11 protein-coding genes are annotated in these 12,071 nt (G+C 60.0%); 1 reads left to right on the plus strand and 10 read right to left on the minus strand.

What is annotated here, in order from left to right; genetic code table 11:
- Positions 1-33: 33 nt before the first annotated feature.
- The 6 genes from A6V37_RS16260 to A6V37_RS16285 all read right to left on the minus strand — a co-directional run bounded on the left by A6V37_RS16260 (position 34) and on the right by A6V37_RS16285 (position 7,014).
- On the minus strand, positions 34-1,482 hold the full coding sequence (locus A6V37_RS16260; RefSeq protein ID WP_064269307.1) for an APC family permease: 1,449 nt from the start codon (positions 1,480-1,482) through the stop codon (positions 34-36).
- A 272-nt stretch (positions 1,483-1,754) separates the two neighbouring features.
- A complete protein-coding gene (locus A6V37_RS16265; RefSeq protein ID WP_064269308.1) occupies positions 1,755-2,693 on the minus strand; it encodes a helix-turn-helix domain-containing protein in 939 nt (312 codons plus the stop codon).
- Between the two features lie 182 nt (positions 2,694-2,875).
- Positions 2,876-4,375 (minus strand): aldehyde dehydrogenase family protein, encoded by a 1,500-nt coding sequence (locus A6V37_RS16270; RefSeq protein ID WP_064286135.1) that lies wholly within the window; start codon positions 4,373-4,375, stop codon positions 2,876-2,878.
- Positions 4,376-4,693: 318 nt separating this feature from the next.
- On the minus strand, positions 4,694-5,131 hold the full coding sequence (locus A6V37_RS16275) for a hypothetical protein (RefSeq protein WP_082902752.1): 438 nt from the start codon (positions 5,129-5,131) through the stop codon (positions 4,694-4,696).
- A gap of 163 nt (positions 5,132-5,294) precedes the next feature.
- Entirely contained in the window at positions 5,295-5,663 is a 369-nt protein-coding gene (locus A6V37_RS16280; protein ID WP_064269310.1) for a cupin domain-containing protein, read from the minus strand.
- Positions 5,664-5,712: 49 nt separating this feature from the next.
- A complete protein-coding gene (locus tag A6V37_RS16285; protein ID WP_064286136.1) occupies positions 5,713-7,014 on the minus strand; it encodes an NAD(P)/FAD-dependent oxidoreductase in 1,302 nt (433 codons plus the stop codon).
- A 310-nt stretch (positions 7,015-7,324) separates the two neighbouring features.
- Here A6V37_RS16285 and A6V37_RS40755 point away from each other — a divergent pair, with 310 nt between their 5' ends.
- Positions 7,325-7,474, plus strand: a complete 150-nt coding sequence (locus A6V37_RS40755; protein ID WP_157447880.1) for a hypothetical protein — start codon at positions 7,325-7,327, stop codon at positions 7,472-7,474.
- A gap of 509 nt (positions 7,475-7,983) precedes the next feature.
- Here A6V37_RS40755 and A6V37_RS16295 read toward each other — a convergent pair.
- From A6V37_RS16295 to A6V37_RS16310, 4 genes are read right to left on the minus strand one after another with little or no spacing between them, the layout of a single operon-like run.
- Positions 7,984-8,721 (minus strand): transporter substrate-binding domain-containing protein, encoded by a 738-nt coding sequence (locus A6V37_RS16295; RefSeq protein WP_064269313.1) that lies wholly within the window; start codon positions 8,719-8,721, stop codon positions 7,984-7,986.
- A 13-nt stretch (positions 8,722-8,734) separates the two neighbouring features.
- Entirely contained in the window at positions 8,735-9,739 is a 1,005-nt protein-coding gene (locus tag A6V37_RS16300) for an ABC transporter substrate-binding protein (protein ID WP_064269314.1), read from the minus strand.
- Positions 9,740-9,795: 56 nt separating this feature from the next.
- The gene (prpF, locus tag A6V37_RS16305) at positions 9,796-10,980 is read right to left on the minus strand and encodes a 2-methylaconitate cis-trans isomerase PrpF (RefSeq protein ID WP_064269315.1); all 1,185 of its coding nucleotides are present in this window, start codon (positions 10,978-10,980) and stop codon (positions 9,796-9,798) included.
- 3 nt (positions 10,981-10,983) lie between these two features.
- Positions 10,984-12,060, minus strand: coding sequence for a lactonase family protein (locus A6V37_RS16310; protein ID WP_082902753.1), 1,077 nt, complete (start codon positions 12,058-12,060; stop codon positions 10,984-10,986).
- Positions 12,061-12,071 lie beyond the last annotated feature (11 nt).

Raw genomic sequence — 12,071 nt, forward strand, 5'->3', positions numbered from 1 at the left:
TAGATGCGTCGCGAGGTCCGGCTCGCGGATTGCCTACAGGCGCGAACTACCGAGCCTGTCGAACGCGTTCCGATCCCGCGCTTTCAGACGCAACGCGGCAATTACGCCAATCACGCCGAACACCGGCAACAACGCGGTCAGGCTGTAGGACAGCAGCGGCCCCGCACCCGTGAGCAGCGGGAAGTTGACGACAGCCAGCGCGAGGACGGCAACCAGCGCGACACCGGAGATCAACGGGAACACCTTTACGCGCAGCGTGCTTTCTTCTCGGTTTTTAATCCGCCCGAAGAACGCTATGACCGCCGCGGATGACAGCGTCATCAGCGCAATGATGCAAAGCGTCGCGACATTGGTGAGCCACGAGAACAGGGTCAGGACCGGGTCTGCGTGGACGAGGACGAACATCAGCACCACGATCGCGGCAATCGCCGATTGCCACAGCGAGCCAATATGCGGGCTGTTATGCAGCGCATGTGTGCGGCCCAGTGAAGCGGGCAACAGGCCTTCGCGACCGCTCGCGTAGAAATAGCGCGACGCGGAGTTGTGAAATGCGAGCAGACCGGCGTAGACGCTCGTGATGAACAGCACGCTCATTGCCGCCGTCAGCGCGCGGTTCGCGTAGTGATCCGATAGCGAGTACATGAAGGTTGTCGGATCGGAGAGCGCGGTAAGTGTCTTGACGATCTCGCCACTGCCTGCACCGATCACGATGCACCACAACGAAAATGCATAGAAGCCGCCAATGAGAAGCACCGAAATGTAAGTGGCGAGCGGCACGGTCCGCTTGGGATTCTTCGCTTCTTCGCTATAGATCGTGGTGGCCTCGAAGCCGATGAAGCTCGCAAAACAGAACAGAAAGCCGATTGCGGGCGTGCCGCCGAGGAAGGTAGCTGGCTTGAACGACACCAGATCGATACCGTGCGCGCCGCCGGACTTGAGGATGGCGACATCGAGAATCAGCACGACGATGTACTCGCCGAACACCAGCAGCGACAGCACCTTCGCGGACAGATCGATCTGCCGGTAGCCGAGCACCGCAATGCTGGCCATCGCCGCGAAAGAGCACGCCCACCACGGCGCATTGATACCGAAATGCGCGCTCAGGAATCCCGAACACACGGCGCCGAACATCCCGTACAGACCAATCTGCATCGTGTTGTAACCGAGCAGCGCGATCAGCGCGGCCGCGCCGCCCGCGACGCCGCCCATCCCGCGCGCGGTGAATGCATAGAAGCCACCCGCATTCGTAATGTGACGCGACATCGCCGTATAACCCGCTGCGAACATCAGCAGGATCGCAACGGTCGCGACGACCAGCGACGGTGTGCCAGCGCCATTGCCGAGCATGATGCCGATGGGAAAGCCGCCTGCAATAGCCACCAGTGGTCCGGCAGCTGAAATGACAAAGAAAACGATAAAGCCCAACCCAAGTGCGCCCTGGCGCAACTCGGTCGAAGACTTGGTTTCTAACGCGACGCTCATGGCTCTCGCTCCGGTTGACATCACTATTGTTTATATCGGGCCGCCTGAGCCACCCGATTGCACTTCCGCATTGAGCGGGGAACCGCCTGCTCTACCGATCCAGAGCAGATGAGTTGCAATGTAGGAAGCCAAAATTGGTTACCGGGAGCACAAATTGGCAATACGATATCGGCTTGGGGAAAACGCCGACACGTAGCCGTACATGCACGGCCTGATCCATCGGGACAGAGTCCGGACACGCGTCGAAGTGGTCGAAAACGCGGGAGCGCCGCTCAGGATTTACGAAGCGTTTGCGAAGGCAGTTCGCCGAAGAGGTCGCGATACTCGCGGGCGAAGTAACTCAGATGCGTGAAGCCCCAACGCGCCGCCGCATCGCCGATGAGAAGCTCTGGGGCGCTGGTGGAGCGTAACAGGCGACGGACGGCGTTCAGGCGCAGCGAACGCAGATACTCCACTGGCGTGACGTTGGCGACGCGCTGGAAGCTGGTTTGCAGCGTACGACGGCTGCACCGCACCATACGGCAGAGATCGAGCACGGTGACGGGATGATCGGCGTACTCCTGCAGGAACCGCTCGCAGCGACGGACGATGTCGCTATAGGTGGCATGCGTCAGGTCGTGCGCGTCGCCGGTTGCGCCTTCGAACAGACTGAGAAACATGCTCGTCACCTCGTCCTGGAAGCGTCGCGCGGAAGCGGCCGCGTCGAGACGGTCCGCGCTCTGTTCCGTCGCATCCAGAAACGGCACCAGCTGCTGTCGAAGCGCGGCGGCGGCCTCTTCCGGCAAGCGCAACACGCTTTGCGACAGTTTCGCCACCGCGCTTTCGTCCACGGTTTCGCTGACAAGTTGCTGCATCAGTTGCGTGGGCAGGCTCACACCGATGTAGTGCATCGACTCGGGCGTGTGCAAATGAAACTCTTCGCCCGGTCCGAGCAGCATCAGCGCAAACCCGTCGACATGATGCCCCTGGAAGGTGCCCGTCGCAAGCGCGTACAGCGGCACGGCAATCGACGAATAGCCTGGTGGCGATATGCCCGCCTGCGCGACGCGACGGTTGGTCGACTCGCGGAAGAACTGAAAGTTGTCGTCGCAGGCCTGGACAAGCGTACTTTCGAACCGTCCAGGCGTCATCTGACGGTACACCTGTTCCCACCCGTCCACCGCGAGCGAATGGTCGTGTACGTCGTCGAGCGCGCTGACCCTGAACTCCATCTATGTCTCCCGCATACGCATGCCGGTCGGAAAGATTCATCGCGTGAAACCCGCGCCAATGAATCATCCTATCAATGCCGGCTTTCGCCGCTATTTCAAAGCATAGCAGTGTCTATTTTCGAAAACATAGCCGTCAATTTTCCGAAATGCCGACAAGCGCCACCAAAGAGGCGTGCCGTCGGTCAATGCGCGATGCACACCGACTTGATTTCGGTAAATGCTTCGACCGCATGCTTGCCGAATTCGCGGCCCATGCCCGACTGTTTCATGCCGCCGAACGGCATGCTGGGATCGAGCGGCACATGCGAATTGACCCACACCGTGCCGGCGTCGATGTCGCGGACCAAGTTCATCGCAACGCGCAGATCGTTCGTCCACAGGCTTGCGGCAAGACCATAGGGCGAGTCGTTAGCGAGGCGCAACGCGTCGGCGGGATCGTCGAAAGGGACGAGCGCAAGGACCGGCCCGAACACTTCGTCGCGGATGATCGCCGCGTCGTGCGGCACATCGGCGATCACGGTCGGACGCACGTAGTAGCCAGCCACATCGACGCGCGTGCCGCCCGCCAGAAAACGCAGACCGTCGTGCCTCGCCTGCGCGATATGCTGCTCGACGCGATCGCGATGTTGGCTCGACACCAGCGGGTTGATCTGCGCGGACGGATCGAGACCGGGGCCAAGTGTCATCGCGTTGGCCATATCGGCCAGACCGTCGGCAATCTGCCGGTATTTGCTGCGATGCACGTAGATGCGCGAGACCGCCGCACACACCTGTCCCTGATTCAGGAACCCGCCTGCGAGCGCACCCTGCACCGCCTGATCCACGTCGACATCGGCCAGCATGATGGCCGGATTCTTGCCGCCCAGTTCAAGCGAAAAGCGTGTCATGTTCTGCCCCGCCGCCGCGCCGACCAGTTTTCCGGTCGGGGTCGAACCGGTAAACGAGATCTTGTTGACGCCTGGGTGTGCGGCAAGTGCCGAGCCGCATTCGCGACCGCCCGTCACAACGTTGAATACGCCCGGCGGGATACCCGCCTGGATAGCGAGTTCGGCGAGTCGCAACGCGGTCAATGGCGTTTCCGGCGACGGCTTGATAACGATGGTGCAGCCTGCCGCCAATGCCGGAATCAGCTTCCAGATCGCGATCATCAGCGGGAAATTCCACGGCACGATACCCGCGACGACGCCGACTGGCTCCTTGCGCGTGAATGCCGTGTAGCGTGCGCCGGGCGGAAACGGAATCGACACGTCGAGCGTTTCGCCGGTAATCTTGGTGGCCCATCCCGCCATATAGCGAACATACTCGACACTTGCGCCAACTTCGATCGCTCGGGCGATGTTGATCGACTTGCCCTGATTCAGCGTTTCGAGCTGGGCGAGTTCTTCTGCATTGTCTTCGAGGACGTCCGCGAAATGCAGCAGGATACGTTCGCGGTCGGCGGGGCGTAGACCGCTCCACACGCGCTGATCGAATGCGTCGCGCGCGTTGGCTACGGCACGATCGACATCCTGTGCGTCGGCGTCCGGCACCGTCGTGAGGACTTCGCCCGTCGCGGGATTGAATACATCAAGACGGCGCGACGAATGCGCGGACTGCGGACCGCCATTGATAAAGAGACAGTGTTCGCGGGACAGGAATTTCTGAGCGGCTTCGCTCAAGGCAACGTTTGCAACGTTATTCATCGCATCACTCTCGTGGCTAAGGATGACAGGTTTCAGTTGGCAGGTTTCACAGCTGGACAGCAGCAGTCGCTCACGGGTTGCTCGCGGATGCCCGCTCGCAGCTGATGGGCTGCTCGAATGCAGCGCCCGCCTCGTAACATGCGCATGGGCGCGCGGCGGTCGTCGTGCCGCGAAGACCCTGGCTACGCGACCGGATTGGATGGACTCTAAGCAGCCCAATTGTTGTGCGTTAGCCCAAATTGGCATCGCCATCGACATTACGGGCAAACACTGAGCGGATTTGCGCCAAAGCTATCAACACGAAAACGTGTCGATTTTCTAGACGGTGCAAATGCACTGCTCGAACGATGTGCGTTCGCGAAACGGCCGCTGCGGCAACAGTGCAGCTTCGGCGGCGTTAATCTGCATGAGCAGAACGAAACGCACACCGTCGTCGTGGGCGACGATCGCGCAACTGGCGTCGACGAAGCCGTATTTGAAGCGCGGGTCCGCACTCACGATATCGGGTTCATCGTGCAACCCTTTGCAGCGCGCGTGATCGACGATATTCCAGCAGTCGGGCAGCCTCAACAGAATGTCCGATACATCTTCTTCACGGGAAATCACCGCCGCGAGCGCGCTGCGGTAACGCCGGAACCAGCCCGGCGCGCCGGCCGGTTCGACCTGCACGGCCGCAACGCAATACAGTAGCAGGTCGGTCAACTCCGACGGATGCGCGAGCTCCGCGCAAACGGTGGTTTGGCGGGTATCTCTCATCGTGTGCGTCCTCCTTTGCATGACGCGTCGCTGGACGATCCGGTGAACGCCTACAGTGGCCGCGCCGCGCCTGTTGGGCGACCGGCGTTGCGATCCTTCAATGACCCGCGCGCCCAGCAAAACCCTGACTGACGGGCGCGCGAGCAGTGAGCCTGCAACAGACTTATGCGAACGACAGATAGTGCTTTGTGAATTCGTCACCGATGACTTCCCAGACGGTTGGCGTGCCCTTAGTCACAAACCACGTATCGCCCGGTCGAAAATGACGGGTTTCGCCGGTGGATTCGTCGGTTATCCTGATCTCGCCGGCAAGCAGCGTGGCCTGTTCGCTAAACGGATAGACGAGGCGGAACTTGCCCTTCGAGGTGCCGAAATAGCCCGCTGAAATCGCATCGGTGGGCGCGCCGTGCGTGAATTTCCCGAAAGCCTGGACATCGCTGCCATCCAGAATTTCGCCGCCGAGGCCGGTGAGGCTGCCCCATGCGTCCAGTTCCGAAAGTGCGACGCCATGTTTGATTGCTGTGAAACTCATGATCCTGAACTCCGTTGAAATTGATGTGACTTCGATGGATGTGATGACGTCAACGGCGACCGTGCCAGTAACCCGACGTCTGATGCATGACCTTGCCCAGCGTGACTAGCACCGCTCGGTACTTGTCCTTGCCCTGAATGCTGGCGCGCGGGATCGAACTGACCAGCCGATATCGTTCAGAGCCGCCCAGAATGCCTTCCGAGAGAATCTTGCAGATGATCTGGCTGGGCGTGACGCCGAATCCTGAATAGCCCTGCACGAAGAACACGTTGGGCCGATCCCGCAAGGTGCCGATCTGTGGGAACAGATTGCGCGTGGACGCCATCGGGCCGCCCCACGCCAGATCGATCTGCACGTCCTTCAAATAAGGGAACACTTCAAGCATCAGCTTGCGGTTCCATTCCTTCAGGTTCGAAGGAATATGTTCGACGAGCGCCGTGGACGAGCCGAATAGCAACCGGTTCTCGTTGGTCACACGGTAGTAGTTGATGACAGGGCGAATGTCGCTATATGCGCCGTGGATCGGACTGATCTGCCGGATTACCTCCGCGCTCAGCGGCTCGGTCATCGAGTTGTACGCGTAGACATTGATCGTGCTGCGATGCAGTTCCGGCTCGATACCGTTGTTGAAGCCATCGCAGGCCCAAACCAGTTTTTTGGCGGTCACGGTGCCCTTGGCGGTTCGCACACGAATGCGTTCGCCATACGTGATTTCCAGCGCGGGACTGTTTTCGAAGATGCGCGCGCCGTAGATTTCCGACACCGCTGTCGCCTCGCCGAGCAGCAGGTTCAACGAATGCACGTGTCCGCCGCCCATGTGAAGCAAGCCGGCCTGGTATACGTCGGAGCCAATGATTTTGCGCACGTCGCTTCCTTCGACATACTGAATCTCGTAGGGCGAACCCAGCGACTTGAAGTCATTCTCCCAACCGCGCAACGTTTTGGCCTGGCGCGCGTTGTAGGCCATATAGCCGTAGCCGCTCCGGAAATCCGCGTCGATGTTGTACTTGGCGATACGCTCGCGCATGATCTGCGGGCCGAGATCGCTGAGCGCGAGAATCGCTTTTACGCCGTCGTCGCCTACGTCGCTCCGGATCGCATCCAGGTCATGCCCGATGCCGGCCATCACCTGTCCGCCGTTGCGGCCAGTGCCGCCATACCCGAGATAACGCGCTTCGAGCACGACGACATCCGTCACGCCCTGCTCAGCCAGTTCGAGCGCGGTATGAATCCCGGAGAAACCGCCGCCGATGATGACGACCTCGGCCTGAACGTCGTCTTCGAGAGAAGGAAAGCTCAGCTCATACTTTTTCGTGGCCGTGTAGTAGGTGGCCGTTTCGTCTACGTGCATCGTGAAATCCTTTTGGCGTCGCATCCCGTGCTTGGCAAGGTATCGCCAAGGCTAGCTGCGGGTGCGGCGTCGCCCGGTTTGCGGATAACTCATTCTCCGGGTGCATAATTTTTGATGGTGAGCACAAATTGGCAAGGCGCTGAGTCACCAGGGTAAAGCTGGTTATTGTCGGTCCGGGCCGCCGACACCTGCACAAGCTGCGTTTCGACTGAGTTGCGCGCCATACCGCCCTAGATGGGCACGGCGAAAGTGCTCCCTACCCCAGCAATGGATCGAGAGTTCACTTTTGCTGACAAGCTGTCTGGAGTTCGTGGCGAAGTGTGCCGCACTGCAGTGCGATCTTGCGGCCAAAAGAGCTGCTCGCTGGCTCGATGACTTCGTTGCAAAAAAGAAGCGTGACGGCGTCATTGCATCGTCAGTTTTAAACGATGCGATCAGCGGCGCATCGATTGCCAACTGATCAAGCAGATTGAGGCGATCGGATGCGGCCCGAACCCTCAAGGCGCCCCCATGTTCGGGAGCTTCGGGGGCAGCCGGGACGGCTGCATCGGGTTATTGGGTAGCACCGCGACCGGCGGTTTGATACCGCCGGCAGAAGACAAATGCCGCCGGGCGGGCCATCCGCGACGGCTCCTCCTCTTGACCGGGAAGTTCGCCTGGACCGGCCGACCATCGTCGGGTGAGAAATCCATACTAGCCGTTGAGTCTTTGAGCGACTAATGACGGCTGTGGCCGGCGACGCGACGTGCAACAAAGGTGGTCGAGCGGCCGTTGACGAAGCGAAGCAGTTCCACGAATGTCCAAACGATGGCCGCGACGAGTGTTTCCTCCTGGCCGATCGCCGTCCGACGCGTCAGACCGTGGCCGACCGTCAAGAGTCAGTCGCCCATGGGGCTGGAATGGCCGATTGGGAACTTATAGCGGACGCACGCCCTCTTCACATTTCGTCGCGCATCCCTAAGTCCAGCCTCATTTTGCAGGGGGCGCTACCGTAGCACCGCGTATGTCGTGCCGCGCCAGCAGGCCGGCAATGTGACCTGATGTTTTCAGTTCTTCAACGAACGCCTCCAGCAGTTGCGTCGCGGCATCCCCCCGCGCTTTCGCCACCCCCATCGCCTGCTGAATCACCATAAACGGTTCTTCCAGAAGGCGCAGCCCGCTATGTCGCATCGCATCGGAAAGTAGTTGCTGTTTCACCCCGGCAGCAACCTCGAGGCCTTGCTCGACAAAAGTATCGACTACAACCGGCGACGTCGGGACACGAATGATGTCGGCCCGAATTAGCTCCCGGCTCAAAAAAAGGTCGTACGCGCTGCCGCCGCCGACCGCCACGCGATTGTGCGATTCGTCTACCTGACTAATGTCGGTGATCGGTGAATCCTGCCTGACCAGATAACAACCTTCGATCAATACATACGGCGAACTGAAAGCGATACCTGCTCCACGAACAGGATCGACGGCGAAAAAACCGACGTCAGCACGGCCATTTGTCACCGCGTCGACGGCTTTGGCCGCAGCGTCGACCACAAGAAACTCGACCGGCACTCCCAGCCGCTCAGCCAACTCAGTAGCGAGATCGACTGAAACGCCAAAAGGTCTTCCCGTGGCTTGATCCGTGTTCGCGAGAATGGGATTACCCAGATTGATCGTTGCACGCAGCGTACCGTTGGGCGCGAGCGCCGAGACGATTGTGTCGTTCAGTTTCATCAATGCCGACTCCTTATTTGACCTGCTCCACGAACTCGTTCGTGTAGGTGCTCGACAGGTCGATATGCTTGCCTTTGATATTGGGATTGAATTCGCTCATCACTTTCAGGACCGTTTCCGGCCCTCCCGGCGGCATCTTGCCATCTGGCGAGTACATGGGCAGAGAAGCCTTCAACGCCTGCACGTAAAGGGCCCTGTTTCCGCCGTAGTAGTCCGCCGGCATCTTCGCCGCAATGTCTTCCGCCGGGTGCGTTTGAATGAATCGCAACGTTCTGACAAAGGCCCTGGCGAGCTTGCCGGCCTCGGATTTGTGTGACTGCGCCCAGCTGCGCTGCACATAAAGACTGGACGCGGGATACAGGCCGCCCAAGGCAGCCCGGGTTCCTTCGACGCTGTTCAGGTCAACGAGAACCTTCGCATCGCCACTTGTACGCAGCAACGATGTCGTCGGTTCTGTCGTCCACGCCACATCGACGCGCTTCTGTCTGAAGGACGCTATCAGGCTATTTCCGGCACCTACAGGCAGCATCGAATAATCACTCGTTTTCAGACCGTATTGCGACGCCAGATATTGCCCGAGGAAAGTGGATGAGGAACCCAGCCCCGTCACGCCGAGCGTTTTCCCTTTGATATCGCCCATGTTCCTGATCTGGTTCGCGGCGTCGACGCGGACCATTTCCATGCTTCCGGGCACAAGCCCGAAAAGAACAATGCATTCAACGGCCTTGCCCTTCGCCTGCAAGTCGATCGAATGATCATAGAAGCCGACGACCGCCTGGGCGGCTCCCGCGAGCAGTTCATTTTCGGCGTCGACACCCGCCTGCTGGGACTGAAGTTCGACATCGAGTCCCTCGTCTTTGAAATAACCCAGGCTTTCCGCCAGCTTCGGTGGAAGATAAATCAGCTTGTTCATACCGCCGACGATGATCGTGATCTTTTCGTCCGCATGAGCGGCACATGCGCAGAAAGCGCTCGACACTATAGTGAGCATCGCAAGACGGCGAAGCGGGAAATTCATGGACGTCTCCTTTTTATAGTGGATTCCGCAAGCGGACCTTAAACGTTCTGCCGGTTTCAGCGGGATGAGTTATGTGCCAGCGGGGTCGGCACCAGCACGTGACCTTCCATCAGGCGGCGGGCGCTCCGGCTCATGATTGCCTTGCTGACCACCCATGTGCCATTGCGTTGTTCCGCTTCGGCGCCTACCGCCATCACGCCCGAAGGATGGCCGAACCGTATCTGTTCCGCCCGGGGCGCCGGCATCAGCACGTTCACGACCGTTCCGGGTATCGCTGCCGCAACGGCTATGGCCACCGCGCCAGTGCCGGTCATTGCGTGATGCAACTTTCCCATCGACAGGATTCGCGCGTTGATATCCACCATTGCCGGTTCAACCCGTTTGCCGCTAGACGCGGTGTAGGCACGTGGCGATGCAACGAACGCCAGTTTCGGTGTATGGGGGCGCAACTCAGTCACCTCCTGCGGAGTCGCCGCCAGGCCCATTCTCACCGCCGCGTGCGCGCGGATAGCTTCACATTTGGCAAGGAGTGCTTCATCGTCGTTGATGTCGCGTTGCATCTCGCTGCCCTTCAGCCCGAGATCTTCCGCGTTGATGAAAATAGCGGGATTGCCCGCATTGATCAGCGTGAGCTGGTAAGTCCCGTAACCTGGAACGTCGATGGCGTCGACGACGTTGCCCGTCGGAAACATGCCGCCCGAGAGCTGGTCGCCCTCGTCGCTGCCACCTGGGTCAAGAAATTCGATGCGGATTTCGGCGGCCGGAAACGTTACACCATCGAGCTCAAATCCGCCCTCCTCTTCGACCTGGCCATTGTTCGTTGGCACATGCGCGATGATTCTTGCGTTGATGTTCGCCTGCCAGATTCGCACGGTCGCGATGCCATCCGCAGGCGCGTTGACCAGACCTTGCGAAATGGCAAAGGGACCCACGGCCGACGTCAGATTCCCGCAATTGCCGGACCAGTCGATCACCGGTTTGTCGATCGACACGGCACCGAACAGATAATCGACATCGCAGTCCGGGCGCGAGGAAGGCCCCACGAGCACCACTTTGCTCGTGCTGGATGTCGCACCACCCATGCCATCCGTCTGCTTCTCATAGGGATCGGGACTGCCGATGACGCGCAGCAGAATCCAGTCTCGCTCTGCCGGGTCCAACGGCAAACTATCGGCCCGAAAGAACACCCCTTTGCTGGTGCCACCGCGCATATAGACGGCTGGAATTCTGGTTTGAGTCACGTGCTACTCCTGAACGGTTTTGAATACGATGCATACGGGACTGCCGGTGTGCACCACCTGTCCCGTTGGCGAAGGCATGCCGCTCGACCTGTCGAGCGCGTACTGGACGATGCTGTCGGATCGCTCGTTGGCGACGTACAGATAACGGCCCGAAGGGTCCAGACTGATGAACCGCGGAAAATTGCCCTGGGTGTCGGTCCATCGCGGCTGACCTGGCAGTCCACTTGTGCCGTTGAGCGGCAACGTCGCAACCGAGTCATGACCGCGGTTGGACACGTAAAGCGTCCGTCCCGCGGGATCGATCGCAATGCCGGCGGCGCTCGTATCGCAGTGGGCGTTGCAGGGAATCACCGAAACGGTATGCAGCGGTTCCAGCACTCCGGTGAAGACATCAAAGCCCCATGCCGTGACGGTCGAATCCAGTTCGTTTGCCACGTAGACGAGCGGCAACGTCGGATGAAACGCTGCATGCCGGGGACCCGCGCCGGACCTGCATCGGCGTCCAACAACGCGCGGTTCGCCGCTCTCGAGCCATTGAATCGCGAACACCGTATCGAGTCCCTTGTCCGGGACGATGTGCCAGTTGGTGTTGTATCGCGTCGTGGCGTAGCGGGATACCTGATGCGGATGGGATCCGGCTTGTTCGGTCCGGTGCGGACCCAGCGTGCCCGACAGCGAAACGAGCGAGGACACAGGTGCCAGTTCGCCCTCCGGCCCGACTGGAATCCGGGCCACGGTCCCTGTTGCGTAATTGGCGACGATGAGCGAGAAGCCGTCGCGCGAGAACGCAAGATGTACGGGGTTTGTGCCTTCGCATGATTGCCGGTTCAACAGGCTCAAACGTCCGCTCGAATGTTCGACGCGATAGCTGCTAAGCTCGCTGCCGTCCCCATGAACCGCATAGAGGACATCCTGCCGCGCGTTCAATGCGAGAAAGGACGGGTTGTCAGGGACCTCGCAGATATCCGTCAGTTCCCAGCGCTGGTTCACCGGATCGACTGCAAAGACGCTGATGCCGCGGCCGCGCGCGTTTCTTTCGCGTGTCGTGCGACAGCCAACGTAGGCAAAAATCGGTTTCATAGCTTTCGTTG

Source organism: Paraburkholderia ginsengiterrae (genome assembly GCF_001645125.1).
Taxonomy (GTDB): domain Bacteria; phylum Pseudomonadota; class Gammaproteobacteria; order Burkholderiales; family Burkholderiaceae; genus Paraburkholderia; species Paraburkholderia ginsengiterrae.

What these genes read in the sequence shown, in the direction of transcription:
- A6V37_RS16270 (WP_064286135.1), bottom strand. Translation starts at nt 4,375, where the DNA reads ATGAATAACGTTGCAAACGTTGCCTTGAGCGAAGCCGCTCAGAAATTC.
- A6V37_RS16280 (WP_064269310.1), bottom strand. Translation starts at nt 5,663, where the DNA reads ATGAGTTTCACAGCAATCAAACATGGCGTCGCACTTTCGGAACTGGAC.
- A6V37_RS16295 (WP_064269313.1), bottom strand. Translation starts at nt 8,721, where the DNA reads ATGAAACTGAACGACACAATCGTCTCGGCGCTCGCGCCCAACGGTACG.
- A6V37_RS16300 (WP_064269314.1), bottom strand. Translation starts at nt 9,739, where the DNA reads ATGAATTTCCCGCTTCGCCGTCTTGCGATGCTCACTATAGTGTCGAGC.
- A6V37_RS16265 (WP_064269308.1), bottom strand. Translation starts at nt 2,693, where the DNA reads ATGGAGTTCAGGGTCAGCGCGCTCGACGACGTACACGACCATTCGCTC.
- A6V37_RS16285 (WP_064286136.1), bottom strand. Translation starts at nt 7,014, where the DNA reads ATGCACGTAGACGAAACGGCCACCTACTACACGGCCACGAAAAAGTAT.
- A6V37_RS16310 (WP_082902753.1), bottom strand. Translation starts at nt 12,060, where the DNA reads ATGAAACCGATTTTTGCCTACGTTGGCTGTCGCACGACACGCGAAAGA.
- A6V37_RS16275 (WP_082902752.1), bottom strand. Translation starts at nt 5,131, where the DNA reads ATGAGAGATACCCGCCAAACCACCGTTTGCGCGGAGCTCGCGCATCCG.
- A6V37_RS16260 (WP_064269307.1), bottom strand. Translation starts at nt 1,482, where the DNA reads ATGAGCGTCGCGTTAGAAACCAAGTCTTCGACCGAGTTGCGCCAGGGC.